Source organism: Amycolatopsis sp. NPDC005961 (assembly GCF_040629235.1).
GTDB lineage: Bacteria > Actinomycetota > Actinomycetes > Mycobacteriales > Pseudonocardiaceae > Amycolatopsis > Amycolatopsis camponoti.
In genome coordinates, this window is the sequence record NZ_JBEXVF010000039.1 from 16,940 (window position 1) to 34,682 (window position 17,743).

At 72.1% G+C, this 17,743-nt stretch carries 13 protein-coding genes; 9 read left to right on the forward strand and 4 right to left on the reverse strand.

Annotated elements, in window-relative coordinates; genetic code table 11:
- Positions 1-4: 4 nt before the first annotated feature.
- Genes ABZ342_RS29715 through ABZ342_RS29725 form a run of 3 tightly spaced genes read right to left on the reverse strand, consistent with a single transcriptional unit; the run spans position 5 to position 2,093 of the window.
- Positions 5-1,198 (reverse strand): cation:proton antiporter, encoded by a 1,194-nt coding sequence (locus ABZ342_RS29715; protein WP_360479726.1) that lies wholly within the window; start codon positions 1,196-1,198, stop codon positions 5-7.
- A gap of 7 nt (positions 1,199-1,205) precedes the next feature.
- Positions 1,206-1,688, reverse strand: coding sequence for a cation:proton antiporter regulatory subunit (locus ABZ342_RS29720; protein WP_360479729.1), 483 nt, complete (start codon positions 1,686-1,688; stop codon positions 1,206-1,208).
- Between the two features lie 36 nt (positions 1,689-1,724).
- Entirely contained in the window at positions 1,725-2,093 is a 369-nt protein-coding gene (locus tag ABZ342_RS29725; RefSeq protein ID WP_360479732.1) for a DUF4267 domain-containing protein, read from the reverse strand.
- Positions 2,094-2,184: 91 nt separating this feature from the next.
- Here ABZ342_RS29725 and ABZ342_RS29730 point away from each other — a divergent pair, with 91 nt between their 5' ends.
- The 6 genes from ABZ342_RS29730 to ABZ342_RS29755 all read left to right on the forward strand — a co-directional run bounded on the left by ABZ342_RS29730 (position 2,185) and on the right by ABZ342_RS29755 (position 11,400).
- A complete protein-coding gene (locus tag ABZ342_RS29730) occupies positions 2,185-2,751 on the forward strand; it encodes a TetR/AcrR family transcriptional regulator (protein WP_360479735.1) in 567 nt (188 codons plus the stop codon).
- A 91-nt stretch (positions 2,752-2,842) separates the two neighbouring features.
- Positions 2,843-3,547, forward strand: coding sequence for a (d)CMP kinase (gene cmk / locus ABZ342_RS29735; protein WP_360479871.1), 705 nt, complete (start codon positions 2,843-2,845; stop codon positions 3,545-3,547).
- Positions 3,544-4,212 carry a lysophospholipid acyltransferase family protein gene (locus tag ABZ342_RS29740; RefSeq protein WP_360479738.1) on the forward strand — a complete coding sequence of 223 codons (669 nt, stop codon included), beginning with the start codon at positions 3,544-3,546 and terminating at the stop codon, positions 4,210-4,212. Before cmk ends, ABZ342_RS29740 begins: the two co-directional genes overlap by 4 nt.
- 15 nt (positions 4,213-4,227) lie before the next feature.
- Positions 4,228-5,697, forward strand: a complete 1,470-nt coding sequence (gene der, locus ABZ342_RS29745; protein WP_155546254.1) for a ribosome biogenesis GTPase Der — start codon at positions 4,228-4,230, stop codon at positions 5,695-5,697.
- A gap of 266 nt (positions 5,698-5,963) precedes the next feature.
- Complete coding sequence (locus ABZ342_RS29750; protein WP_360479741.1) at positions 5,964-9,890, forward strand: Pls/PosA family non-ribosomal peptide synthetase; 3,927 nt, start codon at positions 5,964-5,966, stop codon at positions 9,888-9,890.
- A gap of 94 nt (positions 9,891-9,984) precedes the next feature.
- Positions 9,985-11,400: a M1 family metallopeptidase gene (locus ABZ342_RS29755; RefSeq protein ID WP_360479744.1), complete on the forward strand. Its 1,416-nt coding sequence runs from the start codon at positions 9,985-9,987 to the stop codon at positions 11,398-11,400.
- Here ABZ342_RS29755 and ABZ342_RS29760 read toward each other — a convergent pair.
- On the reverse strand, positions 11,397-12,239 hold the full coding sequence (locus tag ABZ342_RS29760) for a methyltransferase domain-containing protein (RefSeq protein ID WP_360479746.1): 843 nt from the start codon (positions 12,237-12,239) through the stop codon (positions 11,397-11,399). The genes ABZ342_RS29755 and ABZ342_RS29760 overlap by 4 nt on opposite strands.
- Before the next feature lie 46 nt (positions 12,240-12,285).
- On the opposite strand from ABZ342_RS29760, the gene ABZ342_RS29765 reads away from it, so the two are divergent.
- The 3 genes from ABZ342_RS29765 (at position 12,286) to ABZ342_RS29775 (ending at position 17,648) form a co-directional block, all read left to right on the forward strand.
- On the forward strand, positions 12,286-12,912 hold the full coding sequence (locus tag ABZ342_RS29765) for a helix-turn-helix domain-containing protein (protein WP_360479749.1): 627 nt from the start codon (positions 12,286-12,288) through the stop codon (positions 12,910-12,912).
- A 142-nt stretch (positions 12,913-13,054) separates the two neighbouring features.
- Entirely contained in the window at positions 13,055-15,346 is a 2,292-nt protein-coding gene (locus tag ABZ342_RS29770; protein WP_360479752.1) for a glycoside hydrolase family 95-like protein, read from the forward strand.
- Positions 15,347-15,371: 25 nt separating this feature from the next.
- Positions 15,372-17,648 (forward strand): Tat pathway signal sequence domain protein, encoded by a 2,277-nt coding sequence (locus ABZ342_RS29775; RefSeq protein WP_360479755.1) that lies wholly within the window; start codon positions 15,372-15,374, stop codon positions 17,646-17,648.
- Positions 17,649-17,743: the final 95 nt, after the last annotated feature.

Here is a 17,743-nt window from a genome sequence, read left to right on the forward strand (position 1 = left end):
CGCGTCAGTTTGCCTCGGCCGGGGCGGTCTTCGTGGCCGTTTTCCGTTGCAGCGCGCGGGCGATCGGCTCGACGACGCGGGCCGCCGTCGGGCCGAGGATCGCCATCAGCAGCACGTACGCCGTCGCCAGCGCCGCCAGCTCGCCGTCCACCGCGCCCGCCGTCACCGCCAGGCCCGCGATGACGATCGAGAACTCGCCCCGGGCCACCAGCGCCGCTCCGGCGCGGGCCCGGCCCATCTTCCCGATGCCCTGCCGCCGCGCCGCCCACCAGCCGGTGCCGACCTTCGTGAGCGTCGTCACCACCGCCAGCACGATCGCCCAGCCGAGCACCGGCGGGATCGACGCCGGGTTCGTGTTGAGCCCGAACACCACGAAGAACACCGCGGCGAACAGGTCGCGCAGCGGCTCGAGCAGGTGCGTCGCGTTCTCCGCCGTCGAGCCCGAGATCGCGATGCCGAGCAGGAACGCGCCGACCGCGGCCGACACCTGCATCGCCGACGCGAGCCCGGCCACCAGCAGCGCCGCGCCGAGGACCTTGAGCAGGAACACCTCGCGGTCCGGGCTGTCGACGGCGGCCGAGACGTACCGGCCGAACTTCAGCGCGATCACCAGCACCACGGTGATCACCAGCAGGGAGATCCCGACGGCTTCCATGCCGCCCAGCAACGAGACGCCGCCGAGGACCGCGGTCAGGATCGGCAGGTAGAGCGCCATCACGAGGTCCTCGAACACGAGGATCGACAGCACCACCGGCGTCTCGCGGTTGCCGAGCCGGCCGAGGTCGCCGAGGACCTTCGCGACGATCCCGGACGACGAGATGTACGTGACGCCCGCCATCACCATCGCGCCGACCGGGCCCCAGCCCAGCAGCAGCGCGACGGCCGCACCGGGGGCGGCGTTGAGGACGATGTCGAGCAGGCCCGCGGTCCACGAGCGGCGCAGCCCGGTGAACAGCTCGGCCGCGGAGTATTCGAGCCCCAGCAGCAGGAGCAGCAGCACGACGCCGATTTCGCTGGCCAGGTGCGTGAACCCGCCGATGTCTGTCAGCGGGATCAGGCCGCCGGAGCCGAAGCAGAGGCCGCCGAGCAGGTAGAGCGGGATGGGGGAGAGGCCGATCTTCCCGGCCAGGCGCCCGAGCGCGCCCAGCACGAAGAAGACCGCCCCCAGTTCGATCAGGGACAGCGCGGTGTGGTCCATCGAGCGCTCAGCCGTACTTGAGGATCTTGGCGGCGGCTTCGAGGCCGTCGCTCGTGCCGACCGCGACCAGCAGGTCGCCCCCGGTGAGGGTGAAGTCGGGCGCCGGCGAGGGGTGCACCTGGCCCGCCCGTGCGACGGCGACCACCGAAACACCCGTGCGCGTGCGCATCGCCGTGTCGCCGAGCGTCCGGCCGTCGAACGGGCCGGACGGCTTGATCGGCAGCTGCCGGGTGCTGATCCCCGGGAGGTCCCGGTGCTCCTCGGTGAGCTGGGCGACCAGCTGCGGCGCGCCGAGCAGGTTGGCCAGCGTGCCCGCCTCGTCCGCGGTCAGCGGGATCGAGGCGGCGCAGGCGTCGGCGTCGTCGGTCTTGGAGACGATGAGCTCGGTGTGGCCGTCCCGCTGGGTGACGACGCCGATGCGGCGGCCCGTACGGGTGCTGAAGTCCTTGCGGACCCCGATGCCGGGCAGGGGAGTTACTTCGACGTTCACCCAGCCACCGTAACCCACGTGTCCGATTCGCGACGTTCAGCCGAGCAGCAGCAGGGCCGCCGCGACGACCATGACGAGGGCGGTGACGCCGTGGACGCTGTAGGCGATGACCTTCTTCCCGCGGTGGCGCAGGACGATCAGCATGTCGAAGAGGGGCCAGACGGCCGCGACGAGGATGACCCAGCCCAGCGCGTGCGGGTCGCCGTAGATCATCAGGGTCAGCGGGACCAGGCCGGCCCCGACGTCGCGGCCGCCCTTGACGTTGAGGAAGCTCTCGGCGTTTTCGGGGACCTCGGTGAAGCCGAACCCGGCGGCGGTCTTGACCGGTGCGAAGAGGTAGTTGAGCCCGACGTAGATGATTCCCAGCGAGACGATCGCGACGAGGACGTAGCCGGCGATGAGCATGGTGTTCCCTCCAGTTTTCTAGCGTTGCTAGCGATACTAGCAACGCTAGCTTAGCGGCGCTAGATTGTCTAGCAGTGCTAGTATCAGTGGCATGACCCAGCGACAGCGGCGTGTGCGCGACCGGACCGAGCGCGGGCAGCGGATCGTCTCCGCGGCCAGGGAGCTGGCCGAGGCGGAGGGCTGGGACGCCGTCACGACCCGGCGGCTCGCCGCGCTGATCGAGTACAGCCAGCCCGTGCTTTACAGCCACTTCCCGGGTGGCAAGGACGCGATCATGGCGGCGGCCGCGCTGGAGGGCTTCGCCGAGCTGGCCTCGGTGCTGGCCGCGGCCCGCGAGGGCGGTATCGCGGGAGTCGCGCGGGCGTACGTCGAGTTCGCCGACGTCAAGCCCGCGCTCTACGACGCGATGTTCACGCTGGCCTCGGAGCTGCCGTTCGCCCAGGACGACACGCCCGCGGTGATGCAGGAGGCGTTCGCCGGGCTGTTCGCCGTGGTCGAGCCCGTGGCGGGGGACGAGGAGGCCGGGATCCTCACCGAGGTCTTCTGGGGCGCGCTGCACGGCTTGATCACCCTGGATCGCGGGCACCGCCTGTCCCCGGAAAACCGTGACGAGCGCCTCGCCTTGGTCGTCGGCCGCTTCCGCGCGCGGGCCGACTGATCTCCTCCGCACCCCGACCGGCAGAATGGACACCAAAGCCGAACGAGACGAGAACGCGAGGAGAGTGCCGGTGACGGGAGCCCTACGTGGTGTGGTCGCGCTGGACGGCCCGTCGGGGACCGGGAAGACCACCGTCGCGCGCAAGCTCGCCCAGCGCCTCGGCGCCGGCTACCTCGACACCGGTGCGATGTACCGGATGGTCACCCTCGCCGTGCTGCGCGCGGGGGTCGACCCGGCCGACGCACCCGCCGTCGCCGCGCTGGCCGACAAGACCGACTTCGGCATCGGCACCAGCCCCGACCGGCTCGAGATCCGGCTGGCCGGCGAGGACGTCGCCGCCGACATCCGCGGTCCCGAGGTCACCAAGGCCGTCTCGCCCGTCTCCGCCGTGCCCCACGTGCGTGAGCTGCTGGTCGCCCGGCAGCGCCGGATCATCGACGACGTGGTCGAGCACCGCGGCGGGATCGTCGTCGAAGGCCGGGACATCGGCACCGTCGTCGCGCCGGACTCGCCGCTGAAGGTCTACCTGACCGCCTCGGCCGACGTCCGCGCGTCGCGGCGCAGCACCCAGGACAGCGCGGCCGGGCGGAAGTCGTCGGTCGCCGATGCCCTCGCGAGCGTCGAGCGCCGCGACCACCTCGACTCCACCCGCACCGCCTCGCCGCTGCGCGCGGCCGACGACGCCGTGCACGTCGACACCTCGGAACTGTCGATCGACCAGGTGATCGTGGCGCTCAGCGAACTGGCCAGCCACCGCGGCCTGCTGGCGGGGTGCAACGCCGAGGTCGCTCGATGAAAGCTGACGGACTGCCGGAAGGCTCCGTCGGCGCACTCCACGACGCCGGCCGGATCTTCGGCCGGTACCATCTGCGTTCGGCCTTCCGCATCCGCGTGCACGGCCGCGAGCGGATGCCCGCCACCGGCCCGGTGGTGGTGATCGCCAACCACAGTTCGATGATCGAGCCGCAGCTGATCTTCGGAATGCTGCCGCGGCGTTCGGCGTTCTTGGTCAAGGCCGAGCTGTACGACTGGCTGGGCGGGCTCGCCGGGAAGTTCCTGGTGGCCATCGGGCAGATCCCGGTCAAGCGCGGCGAGATCGACCGCAAGCCGCTGATGACCGCGGCCGGCGTGCTCAAGGACGGCGGCGTCGTCGGGATCTTCCCCGAGGGCACCCGCGGTGCGGGGGACGTCGGCGCGGCCGAACGCGGCGCGGCCTGGCTGGTCCGGGCCTCCGGCGCGACCGTGCTCCCGGTCGCGACGCGGGGCACGCGCAAGCCCGCGGACGGCAAGCGGCGCTGGCGCCCGCGCGTGGACATCCTCGTGGGGGAGCCGTTCACGCCGAAAGTCGGACCCGGGAAGACCGGGCTCGACCAGGGCACCGAAGAGCTGCGCGGCGAGCTCGCGGCGCTCGTCAGGACTTTGGACGATTGGCGTACCGAAAACGGTTTCGTTACGCCATAAGGGAAACAGGTAGTCATGGAAGAGTTGGACAGCGTCGGCGAAGTCGATGGCACTTGGTCGGACGAGACCGAGTTCGCCAGGCTCGACGCGCAGATCGACGCGGCGGAAGCGGCTGAGGAGGCGGCGCTCGCGCAGCCGGTGCTCGCCGTGGTCGGCCGGCCCAACGTGGGCAAGTCCACGCTGGTCAACCGCATCATCGGCCGCCGCGAAGCCGTGGTCCAGGACGTGCCGGGCGTCACCCGCGACCGCGTCGCCTACGACGCCTACTGGGGCGGGCGCAAGTTCACCCTGGTCGACACGGGCGGCTGGGAGCCGGACGCGACCGGGCTGCAGGCCTCCGTCGCGGCGCAGGCCGAGCTGGCCATGCAGACGGCCGATGCGGTCCTGCTGGTGATCGACGCCTCGGTCGGCGCCACGGCCACCGACGAAGCCGCCTCCAAGGTGCTGCGCCGCTCGAAGAAGCCGGTGCTGCTCGTGGCGAACAAGGTCGACGACGACCGGCTGCTCGCGGACACCGCGTCGCTGTGGTCGCTCGGCCTCGGCGAGCCGCACCCGGTCAGCGCGCTGCACGGCCGCAGCTCCGGCGACCTGCTCGACGCCATCCTCAAGACCCTGCCCGAGGCGCCGCGCGAGGGCGTCGCCGCGACGTCGGGCCCCCGGCGCGTCGCGCTGGTCGGCAAGCCGAACGTCGGCAAGTCGAGCCTGCTCAACAAGCTCTCCGGCGAGGAGCGCTCGGTCGTCGACTCCGTCGCGGGCACCACCGTCGACCCGGTCGACTCGCTGGTCGAGCTGGACGGCGAGACCTGGCGGTTCATCGACACGGCCGGCCTGCGCAAGCGCGTCAACTTCGCCGCCGGCGCCGAGTACTACGCCTCGCTGCGCACCAAGACCGCGATCGACGCGGCCGAGGTCGCGGTCGTGCTGCTGGACGCCGGCGAGCCCATCTCGGAGCAGGACCTGCGGGTGCTGACCATGGTCGTCGAGGCCGGGCGCGCCTGTGTGCTGGTGTTCAACAAGTGGGACCTGGTCGACGAGGACCGCCGGCACGCGATGGTCCGCGAGCTGGAGCGTGGCCTGGTCCGCGTGCCGTGGGCGGAGAAGGTCAACGTCTCGGCGCTGACCGGCCGTTCGGTGCGCAAGATCGCCCCGGCGCTGCGGACGGCTCTCGCGTCGTGGGACAAGCGGGTGCCGACCGGCCAGCTCAACGCCTGGCTGTCCGACCTGATCGCGGCCACCCCGCCGCCGGTCCGCGGCGGCAAGCAGCCGAAGGTGCTGTTCGCGACGCAGGCGGGCATCCGGCCGCCGACGCTGGTGCTGTTCACCACCGGCTTCCTCGAGGCGGGCTACCGCCGGTTCATCGAGCGCAAGTTCCGCGAGCGGTTCGGCTTCGAAGGCAGCCCCGTCCGGGTGAATGTGCGCGTCCGCGAAAAGAACGCGAAACCGAAGGTCGGCGGAAAAGCGGCCAGGCCCGCCAAAACCCGGTGACTTCTTGACGTCCCAGCCTGACGCCCGGCCGGCGTGGTCCCCTGAGTGCGACCTGGATCACGCTGGTCAGGGCGGTTCTGGTGAGGTCCGACACTCCGTCGTGATCTGGAAGATATGGTTCCTTCATCTGCGAGTATGGTGAAGGGTCGTTGCGGGCGCCTCATTCAGGAGTGCAAGCCCGGTGAGGCTCGCGGAAGGTGAGTGATGGGCTTGCGCGCCCACAGTTCGTCCCTGCACGTCTTCTACCCGGTCGAGGGGGCAACCCGATGACCGTCACGATCGAACCCGCCGAATCCGCCGCGGAGATCACCGCCCCGCTCGCCTGCGTCGCCGAAGTGACGCACGCCCCGTCGGCCACCCCGGTCGCCGACCGGGCCCTGTTCTGGTCCGGTCTCGGCGCCGGCGAGCGCACCCTGCTCGACGTCCTCGCCGCCACCGCCGAGCGGCACCCGAACGCCGCCGCGATCGACGACGGCACGACCACCCTGACCTACCGCGCGCTCCTCGAGGAGATCGACGCCTACGGCCGCCGCCTGCGCGGCTACGGCGTCGGCCTCGGCGACCGCGTCGGCATCCGGATCTCCTCCGGCACCGCCGAGCTGTACGTCGCGATCCTCGCCACCCTGTCCGTCGGCGCCGCCTACGTGCCGGTCGACGCGGACGACCCGGACGAGCGCGCCGAGCTGGTCTTCGAAGAGGCCCAGGTGGCCGCCGTCGCCACCGACGGGAAGATCAACGTCCACAGCACGCCGGGCGGCCGCCACGGCGTCCCCGGCCCGGCCGACGACGCCTGGATCATCTTCACCTCCGGCTCCACCGGCAAGCCCAAGGGCGTCGCGGTGAGCCATGCGAGTGCCGCCGCGTTCGTCGACGCCGAGGCCGAGATCTTCCTCACCGAGGAACCGATCGGCCCGGGCGACCGCGTCCTGGCCGGCCTGAGCGTCGCCTTCGACGCCTCCTGCGAAGAGATGTGGCTGGCCTGGCGCCACGGCGCCTGCCTCGTGCCGGCGCCGCGCGCGCTGGTCCGCACCGGCGTCGACCTCGGCCCGTGGCTGGTCGCGCAGGGGATCACCGTCGTCTCGACCGTGCCGACGCTGGCCGCGCTGTGGCCCGCCGACGCCCTCGAAGACGTCCGCCTGCTCATCTTCGGCGGCGAAGCGTGCCCGCCGGAGCTGGCCGAGCGCGTCGCCGTCGAAGGCCGCGAAGTCTGGAACACCTACGGCCCCACCGAGGCCACCGTCGTCGCCTGCGCCGCGCAGCTGACCGGCGAGGGCCCGGTGCGGATCGGCCTGCCGCTGGCCGGCTGGCAGCTCGCCGTCGTCAACGACGCGGGCGAGCCGGTCGCCATGGGCGAGACCGGCGAGCTGGTCATCGGCGGGGTGGGCCTGGCCCGCTACCTCGACGCGGAGAAGGACGCCGAGAAGTTCGCGCCGCTGCCGTCGCTCGGTTGGCAGCGCGCCTACCGCTCCGGCGACATGGTCCGCGCGGAAGAGGAAGGTCTGCTGTTCCTCGGCCGCCTCGACGAGCAGGTCAAGCTCGGCGGCCGCCGCATCGAGCTGGGCGAGGTCGACGCCGCGCTGCAGGCCCTCCCGGGCGTGCAGGGGGCGGCCGCCGCGATCCGCCGCACCAAGGCGGGCAACCAGGTCCTCGTCGGGTACGTCGTCCCTTCGGACGACAACTTCGACCACGACCAGGCCGCCACCCGGCTGCGCGAGCACCTGCCCGCCGCCCTGGTGCCGTTGCTCGCCGTCGTCGAGGACCTGCCGACCCGCACCTCCGGCAAGGTCGACCGCGCCGCCCTCCCGTGGCCGCTGTCCACAGTGGACGCCACCGGGCTCACGCCGACCGAGACGTGGCTCGCCGAAGGCTGGGCCGAGATCCTCGGCGTGTCGGTCGACGACCCGAAGGCCGACTTCTTCACCCACGGCGGCGGCAGCCTGACCGCCGCGCAGGTCGTCGCGCGCATCCGCACCCGGCACCCGCAGGTGTCGGTCGCCGACATCTACGCCCACCCCAGGCTGGGCGCGCTGGCCGCGATGCTGGACGCGCTGAGCGGCCAGGCCACCGAGCGCCGGGACATCGCGCCGACCCCGCGTCGTGCCGGTGTCGTCCAGACGCTGCTGACGGTTCCGCTCATGGGCCTGGTCGGGCTGCGCTGGGCGACGCTCGCCGCCGCGCTGTCGAACATCCTGTCGCTGCTGGGGTTCGCCTGGGCGCCGACGCTGAACTGGGCGTGGATCGGCCTGGCCTGGGTGGTGCTGTTCAGCCCCGCGGGCCGGATCGCGATCGCCGCCGGCGGTGCCCGCGTGCTGCTGTCGGGCGTGCGCCCGGGCACCTACCCCCGCGGCGGGAGTGTCCACTTGCGACTGTGGACGGCCGAGAAGCTCGCGGAGTTCAGCGGCGCGGACAGCGTCGCCGGCGCGTCGTGGATGACGACGTACGCCAAAGCGCTCGGCGCGCGGATCGGCAAGGACGTCGACCTGCACTCGCCGCCGCCGGTCACCGGCTTCCTCAAGCTGGGCCGCGGCGCGGCCATCGAGCCCGAGGTCGACCTGACCGGTCACTGGGTCGACGGCGACGTCGTGCACATCGGCAAGGTCCGCGTCGGCGCGGAAGCCCGCATCGGCGCGCGCAGCACGCTGTTCCCCGGCGTCCGCATCGGCAAGGGCGCGGAGATCGCGGCCGGCTCGACCGTCCGCGGCGCCGTGCCGGCCGGGCAGCGCTGGGCCGGTTCGCCGGCCGCGCGCGTGGCCAAGGACGAGCGTGACGCGCTGAAGTGGCCGGCCAGCCGGCCGCCGCGGTCGCACTTCTGGGCCACCGTCTACGGCGCGACGTCGCTGCTGCTCGGGTTCCTGCCCGGGATCGCCGCGCTGGCGGGCGTCGTGGTGCTCGGCTACGCGATCGCCGGGGCGCCGACGCTCCTGGCCGCGTTCGTCCAGGCGCTGATCTTCGTGCCGGTCGCGACGGCCGCGTACTTCCTCGCCTACATGCTGCTGGTGCTCGCCGGTGTCCGGTGCTTGAGCATCGGCATGGTCGAGGGCTACCACCCGGTGCACGGCCGCGTCGCGTGGCAGGTCTGGGCCACCGAACGGCTGATGAGCATGGCCCGCGAAGGCCTGTTCCCCTTGTACGCCAGCCTGTTCACGCCGGTGTGGCTGCGGCTGCTCGGCGCGAAGGTCGGCCGCAACGTCGAGGCGTCGACCGTCCTGGCGCTGCCGAAGATGACCAAGGTCGACAGCGGCGCGTTCCTGGCCGACGACACCATGGTCGCCACCTACGAACTCGGCCACGGCTGGCTGCACGTCGCCCCGGCGCGGATCGGCAAGCAGGCCTTCCTCGGCAACTCGGGGATGACCGCGCCCGGCCGTTCGGTGCCGAAGCGCGGGCTCGTGGGTGTGCTGTCCTCGACGCCGTTGAAGGCGAAGAAGGGCTCGTCGTACCTCGGGATGCCGCCGCTGCCGGTGCGCCGCGCGATCGGCGACGCCGACACGAGCCGCACCTACACCCCGGCGCTGCACCTGAAGGCGGCGCGGGCGCTGGTCGAGCTGTGCCGGATCATCCCGGTCATGTGCGGGGTCGCGCTGACCGTCTCGGTCGCCTTCGGGCTGCTGTGGGCGGCGTCGGCGTTCGGCTTCGCGGTCGCCGCGCTGCTGGCCGGGCCCGCCCTGCTGGGCGCCGGGATCGTCGCGGCGCTGACCGCGACGGTCATGAAGTGGCTGCTGGTCGGGAAGTTCCGCGAGATCGACCACCCGCTGTGGAGCTCCTTCGTCTGGCGCAACGAGCTGGCCGACACCTTCGTCGAGGCGCTCGCGGTGCCGTGGCTGATCGGCTCGATCGGCGGCACGCCGCTGCTGTCGGCCTGGCTCCGCACGATGGGCGTCAAGATCGGCCGCGGCGTGTGGCTCGAGACGTACTGGCTGCCCGAGGCGGACCTGGTGTCGCTGGGCGACGGTGCGACCATCAACCGCGGCTGCGTCGTGCAGACGCACCTGTTCCACGACCGGATCATGAGCATGTCGCGGGTGGTGCTCGGCGAAGGTGCGACGCTCGGCCCGCACGGCATCGTGCTGCCGGGGGCCGGCATCGGCGCGCGCACCACGGTCGGCCCGGGGTCGCTGGTGACCCGCGGCGACGAGGTGCCGGCCGACACGCGCTGGCTCGGCAACCCGATCTCGGCGTGGACGGGCAAGTAAGCAGAAGGTCACGAAGTACCCGCCTGGCTCGCCGGACTCACCCGTCCGTGCGAGCCTGGTTTGGTACGTCGGTACGAGGAAAGGTTCGGCACGGGTGATTTCGAAGGCTCCGGCTCCGGCACCCGGCGCGGATACCTCCGGTGACCCCTACCTGCCCGCACACGGCAACGGCGGCTACCGGGTCCGGCACTACGACCTGAACCTCGACTACAAGGTCGCGCCGAACCGGCTCTCGGCTTCGGCGGCGATCACCGCCGAGGCGACGCAGGCGCTTTCCCGCGTCAGCCTGGACTTCGGCGAGTTCCGGATCAACCGCGTGCTGGTCGACGGGAAGCCCGCGAAGTACCTGAAGCGCGGCGCGAAGCTGCACGTCCGGCCCGCGAGGGCGATCGCGGCGGGTGCCGCGTTCGTCATCGAGGTGCACTACGTCGGTAACCCGCGGCCGGTCGGCAGCCGCTGGGGCGACGTCGGCTGGGACGAGCTGACCGACGGCGTGCTCGTGGCGAGCCAGCCGGTCGGCGCGCCGTCGTGGTTCCCGTGCAACGACCACCCGGCGGACAAGGCGACCTACCGCGTGACGGTGACGACGGCGTCGCCGTACCTGGTCGCGGTCACCGGCAACCTGGTGGACCGCTACACCGCGGCCAGCACCACGCGATGGGTGTACGAGCGTCCCGAGCCGACGGCGACGTACCTGATGAGCGTGCAGATCGGTCGCTACGACGAGCTCGAGCTGTCCGGCCGCGGCTGGTTCCCGCACACGGGCGTGAGCGCGCGCCGGCTGATGGTCGGCTTCGGCCACGGTCGCGTCGATTCGGTCCTCGAAGCGGTGCCGCAGCGCGCGGCCGTGCCACCGCGGCTGCGCCGCCTCTTCGAGCGCGACTTCGGCCGCCAGGGCCGGATGGTCGAGATGCTGCAGCGGCTGTTCGGCCCGTATCCCTTCGGCGAGTACGTCATCGTGGTGACCGACGACGAGCTCGACGACCCGATCGAGGCGCAGGGCATGGCGATCTTCGGCGCCAACCACGTCGACGGCCGCCGCACCCACGAGCGGCTCGTGGTGCACGAGCTGGCCCACCAGTGGTTCGGCAACAGCCTGACGGTGGCGGATTGGCGTCACATCTGGTTGAACGAGGGCTTCGCGACCTACGCCGAGTGGTTGTGGTCGGAGGAGTCGGGCGGCCAGTCCGCGCAGGCGCTGGCCCGGAGCTGGCACACCCGGATCAAGGCCAAGCCGGCCGACGTCCGGATCGCCGACCCCGGCGTGGCCCGCATGTTCGACGAGCGCGTCTACAAGCGCGGCGCGCTGACCTTGCACGCGCTGCGCGCCGAGATCGGTGACCCGGCGTTCTTCGCGTTGTTGAAGGCGTGGGCGGTCGAGCACCGGCACGGCCTGGTGACGACGGCGGGGTTCGTGACGATGGCCGAGGCGTACGCGGGCCGGTCGCTGAGCACGTTCTTCACGCGCTGGCTGGAGACGCCCGCGCTGCCCCCGCTACCGGGGGCCTAGGACCCGCCGCGGGTGGCGTCGACCAGCCAGACCGCGCCCGGGATGCGAACCCCTTCGGGCGTCTCGAACGCTTCGAGCCCCGCCCGCAGCTGTTCCCGCGTCCGCGCCACGACGTCCGGGTCGAGTCCCGCCAGGTTGGTGCGGACCGGGCCCTGGCCGAGGATGAACCCGGCCGCGTCGGCGGCGTCACGGCCGTAGTCCATCGGCGCGGTCACCGGCTCGATCCGGATGCCGGTGAACCCGGCCGCGTCGAGCACTTCGCGGATTCGGGCCGGCTCGACCAACGAGCCCATGCCCCGCGACGCGGGTGATGGCGCGCGCATCAGAGGCTTGAGTGCCGCGGTGGCGCGGGCGTAGGCGCTGTCGGGGCCGCCGCCCTGCGGGCCGAGGAACGCCAGCCGCCCGCCGGGACGCAGCCCGCGCCGGATGTTGGCGAACGCGGCCACCGCGTCCTCGAAGAACATCACCCCGCCCCGGCTGATCGCGACGTCGAAGCCGGCGTCCGGGAACGGGCGGACCTGGGCGTCTCCCTGCTCGAACCGGACATTGGCGATGCCTTGGGCGGCCGCGTCGGCGCCGGCGCGCTCCAGCATCGGGGCCGAGAGGTCGACGCCGACGACGGTTCCGCGGACCGCCCGCCGGGCGGCCAGCAGCGTGACGTGGCCCGTGCCGCAGCCGACGTCGAGGACGTGGTCGTCCGGGGCGATCGCGGCGATGCGGAAGAGGTCGTCGTTGAAGGCGCCCACGATCGCGTTGTAGCGGGCGCGGTTCTGTGCCCAGTGGACGCCCTCCCAGCCGTTCCAGGCTTCGGCTTGCCGGGCGTTGACGATGGCCTGCATGGGTTCCTCCGTTACTAGAGTCGTACTCTAGATGTACACTCCAGTGATGGAAGAGCGCAAGAAACGCGTCCGTGACGCTCCGCGGACGCGCAGGCGCATGCTGGAAGCGGCTCGCGACCTGTTCCTGCGCAACGGCTACGGCGCGACGACCCTCAAGGAGATCGCCGACCGGGCGGACGTCGCCGTGCAGACGATCTACTTCACCTTCGGCAACAAGCGGGTGCTGCTCAAGGAACTGGTCGACGTGGCGATCGCGGGCGACCTCGAACCGGTCGCGACGATGGACCGGCCGTGGTTCCAGGAGGCTCTCGCGGCCCCGACCGCCGAAGCGCACCTGCGGCTGCACGTCCGCGGCACCCGCGGGATCCTGGAGCGCGTCGCCCCGATCGTCGAGATGCTGCGCGCGGCCACCGCGGCCGACCCGGCGCTCGCCGGGCAGTGGGACGACGACGTCGACCCGCGGTTCGCCGTCCACCTCGAAGCCGCCCGGTCCCTGATGGCCAAGCCGCGGGCCCGCTCCGGGATGACCGCCGAGCACGCCGCCGACCTGCTGTTCGGTGTGCTCAGCCCGGAGCTCTACCAGGTGTTCGTCCGCGATCGCGGCTGGTCGCCGGAGCGGTGGGAGGCCTGGGCGGCCGACACCCTGACCGCCCAGCTCTGTCAAGCCGCCTGACTTCCCGTTGCGCCGAATACATCGGATGTATCTGCCGCTTTCTGGGTGAACCGCTCTGGTCTTTCGCGACTCTGTCTGTAAACATGGCCGCACGCCGCCTGCAGACCTCGCGAAACGTAGTATGAATCCGAAAGGACGCTTCATGGACGCAGTGTCGCGGCGTACCGTGCTCCGCTCTGCCTCGGTCGCGGTGGGGGCCGCCGCGTTCGGCGGGCTGTGGGCCGAGGGGGCTTCGCCGGCGCTGGCCGCCGGGAACCCGCACCGGGACGTCGCCGCCGACGCTCGCATGGTCTGGAAGCGGCTCCCCCAGAACTGGCAGGAAGGCCCGTTCCTCGCCAACGGCTACCTCGGCGCGCAGGTCTACGCCGGTCGGACGCCGCAGGTCCTCAAGGTGATGCTGAGCCACACCCAGGTGCAGGACCAGCGCATCCAGTGGGAGGCCGGCATCGGGTTGTCCCGGCTGCCGATCGGCTACCTCACGCTCACGCTCGCCGGCGCGATCACCGCCGTCGACTGGACGCTCGACCTCTACAACGCCGAGCTCGGCGGCACGATCACCACCACCCAAGGCTCGGTCGCCTTCTCCGCCGTCGTGCACAACGACCTCGGCGTGCTGCTCGTCTCGCTGACGCCGAGCGCGGGGGAGACCGGCGCGGCGTGGGCGTTCCAGCCGCTGGAGTCGGCGACCACCCGCACCGTCCGCAAGCCGCCCGAGTACGTCGCGAACCCCGCGCCCGAAGTGGCCGACGGGTACTGCGCACAGCCGATGCTCGCCGGAGGCGGCTACACGACGGCGTGGCGCGAACGCCGGATCGGCGCGCGACGGCTGCTCGCCGCGACCGTCGCCTACAGCTTCCCGGGCACGACGCACACGGCGGATGCCCTGGCGAGCGTCCGGAAAGCGCTTGCCGCGAACCCGGACGCCCTGCTCGCCCGCCACCGCCGCTGGTGGAACGACTACCACGAGCGCAGCTTCGTTTCGGTTCCGGACAAGCAGGTCCAGCGGTTCTACTGGATCCAGCTGTACAAGATCGCGGCCGCCACGCGGGCGGGCGGGCCGGTCGTGTCCGAGTGGGGACCGTGGTTCCCCGAGGTCGGCAACAGCTGGACCGCGGTCTGGTGGAACCTCAACGTCCAGGTCACCTACCCGATCGTCAACAGCAGCAACCACCCCGAGCTCGACGCCGTCACCGAGACCTTCCGGCGCGACCACGCGAACCTCGAGACGTCCGTGCCGCCGGCCTACCGCGACGGCGACACCTACGCGCTCTCGCACCCGGGCGACTGGCGGCTGCGGCCCGGCGGCACGCGCTCGGTGGGCGTCCCCGGGACGACGTCCAAGACCGACCAGACCGGGAACCTGTTGTGGGGCCTGCACAACGTCTGGCTCGCCTACCGCCACCACCTGGACCGGCGCGTGCTGCGCGACGTCCTGTACCCGACGCTGGCCAAGGCGCTGAACTTCTACCGCCACTTCCTGTTCGCCGGCCCGGACGGGTTCCTGCACCTGCCGCTGACCCGCTCGCCGGAGTACGCCGACGCGGCCGACTGCACCTACGACCTTTCGCTGATCCGATGGGCCGCCCGCACGCTCGTCGACACCGCGCGGATCCTGCGCCTGAACGAGCCGCGTGTCCCGATCTGGCAGGAGATCAGCGCGAAACTGGTGCCCTACCACGAAACCGCGGCTGACGGCGTGCTGATCGGCGACGGCGTCCCGCTCTCCGCGTCGCACCGGCACTTCTCGCACCTGCTGTGGCTCTACCCGCTGCGGGAGAAGGTGTGGGACGCGCCCGGCGATCGTGACCTCATGACGCGGACGTTCCGGCACTGGATCGCCGACCAGGCCGCCTGGCACGGTTACAGCTACGCGGCCGCGTCGTCGATGTCTTCGGTGATGGACGCGCCCGAGGAAGCTTTGCGCTACCTGAAGTTCTTCCTCGACCGCAACGTCGTGGCCGACACCGAGCTGACCGCGAACACGATGTACCGCGAAGGGTCCAACTTCGCGATCGAAAGCCCGATCACCGCCGCGCAGTCGGTGGTGGACATGCTGGTGCAGGGGTCCGGCGGCGTGCTCAAGATCTTCCCGTCGGTGTCGGCGACCTGGCGCGACGCCTCGGTCGACGGCCTGCGCGCGGAGGGCGCGTTCCTCGTGGACGCCTCCCGCCGCGACGGGAAGACGGAGTTCGTGCGCGTGCACAGCGAAGCCGGCGAGCCGTTGGTGCTGCAGCACGGCGTCGCCGGGGACATCGACGTCCGCGACGAGCACGGCCGGCGGCTGCCGTGGCGCCCGGCCGGGCCCGGCCGGATCGCGATCGGGCTGCGGCGCGGCGGGACCGCCGTCGTCACCCCGCGCGGCGGCCGGCCGGACTGCGCGCCCCGCGACGTCCCCGCCCTCGGCCCGGCCCCGGCGTGGGGCCTGCCGAGCTGAATCCGCTGTCGACAAGGAGGTCGCCATGGACATCACTCGCAGAACCGTGCTCGGCGGTGCGCTCGCCGGGATCGCGGCCGGCGCGGCGGGCGTCACGCCCGCGTTCGCCGACACACCGGGCAGCGACGACTTCGCCTGGGCCGGGTTCCTCGGCACCGCCGACCTGTACTGGCGGCGGCTGCCGAAGACCTGGTACGAGGGCCCGTTCCTGGGCAACGGGTTCCTCGGCTCGGGCATCTACGCCGAGCCGGGGCAGAACGCGATCCGCTTCAACGTCCAGCACAGCCAGGTCCAGGACCACCGCCCGGAGTTCGGCTCGCTGTTCGGCCTGGCGCGGCTGCCGATCGGGTACTTCACCCTCGAACCGGTCGGCGCGATCACCGCGATCGACTGGCGGATGGACCTGTGGAACGCCGAGCTGACCGGCACGATCACGACCGCGGCCGGCAGCCTGAGCCTCCGCGCGATCGTCCACACCGGACAGTCGCTGCTGGCCGTCGAGATCCGGCCGTCGGAAGGGGAACGCGGGTTCAAGTGGGTGTTCCACCCGGCGGCCGCGGTCAGCCCGCGCGCCGACCCGGTGTGGAACAAGCCGCCGCCCGCCGGCTACACCGCGAACCCGCCGGTGCAGCTGAGCGGCAGCGGTGACGCGCGGCTGGCCGTCCAGCCGCTGCTGGCCGGCGGCGAGCACGTGACGGCCTGGCGGGAGGTGACCCGCGGCGGCGCGCGCACGCTGTACACGTCGGTGGCGTGGTCGCACCCGGCGAAGACGTCGGTGGCGCGGGCACTGGGGACCGTGCGCCGGGTTTCTTCGTTCGCCGCGCTGACCCCGGACCACCGGCGCTGGTGGCACGACCACTACCGGGCGAGCTTCCTGTCCATTCCGGACACCCGGCTGCAGAGCTTCTACTGGATCCAGCTGTACAAGGTCGCGTCGGCGGCCCGGCGGGAGGCGCCGGTGATGGCGACGTCCGGGCCGTGGCTGGAGAACACGCCGTGGCCGGCGACGTGGTGGAACCTCAACGTCCAGCTCGAGTACTGGCTCATCCACGGTTCCAACCACCTCGAGCTGGACGCCGTCAGCCACGCCCTCGACAAGTACCGCGCGAATCTCAGCAGCCAGGTGGCGACGCCGTACCAGGCCGACTCGGCGGGCATCCCGCGCACGACCGACATGACGCTGCTCAACGGCGTCTCGAACGCCACGAGCGGGTTCCCCGTCGGCGTCCCGGGGCAGGACCCGCCGACGCCGGAGGTCGGCAACCTGACGTGGGCGCTGCACAACGTGTGGCTGTCCTACCGGCACACGATGAACGCCGCGCTGCTGCGGGACACGCTGTTCCCGTTGCTGCGCAAGGCGATCAACTACTACCTGCACTTCCTCGCGCCGGGCCCGGACGGGAAGCTGCACCTGCCGCCGACGTTCTCGCCCGAGTACGGCGTCGACGCCCCGGACTGCAACTACGACCTCTCGCTGATCCGCTGGGGCTGCAAGACGCTGCTGCGGACGGCGCCGGGTGACCCGCTGGCGCCTCGCTGGCGGGACGTCCTGGCGACGCTGGTGGACTACCCGGCCGACGGCAACGGGTACATGATCGGCGCCGGCGTGCCGTTCGCGAAGTCGCACCGGCACTACTCGCACATGCTGCAGATCTACCCGCTCTACGACGTCACGTGGGAGCAGCCGGAGCACCGGGCGATCATCGAGACGTCGCTGAACCACTGGGTCGGCTTCGAGGGTGCGCTGCAGGGGTACACGTTCACCGGGGCCGCGTCGATCTCGGCGCAGATGCTGCGCGGCGAGCAGGCGGCGTTCTACCTCGGCGAGCTGCAGCGCCGGTACATCCAGCCGAACACGATGTACAAGGAGTCGGGGCCGGTCATCGAGACGCCGCTGTCGGCGGCGAAGTCCATGCAGGACATGCTGGTCCAGAGCTGGGGCGGCGTCGTCCGGCTGTTCCCGGCGGTGCCCGCGGCCTGGGGCGACATCGCGCTGCGGGACTTCCGGACCGAGGGGGCGTTCCTGCTGAGCGCGTCCCGGTCGGGTGGGAAGACGCGCTGGCTGAAGGTGCACAGCGAAGCGGGAGCGCCCTGCGTGCTGCGGCCGGGCATCGAGGGAGAGCTGACGGTGACGGACGCCCGCGGCCGCGCGCGCCGGTGGCGGCGGCTGGGCAACGGGGACGTGCAGGTGGAGGTGGGGCGCGGTGAGGACGCCTTCGTGTACCGGAAGGGGGACCGGCCGGACTTCGGGGTACGCCCGGTCGCCCCCGGCGGAGCGAGCGCACCGTGGGGGCTGCCGTGAGGGGCTGAGCAGGCGGCTGTCAGCGCTGGGGCGGGTCGCCGCCGGTCGCGGGGACGGGCGGAGCGGGCGGCTGTCAGCGCTGGGGGCGGTTGCGG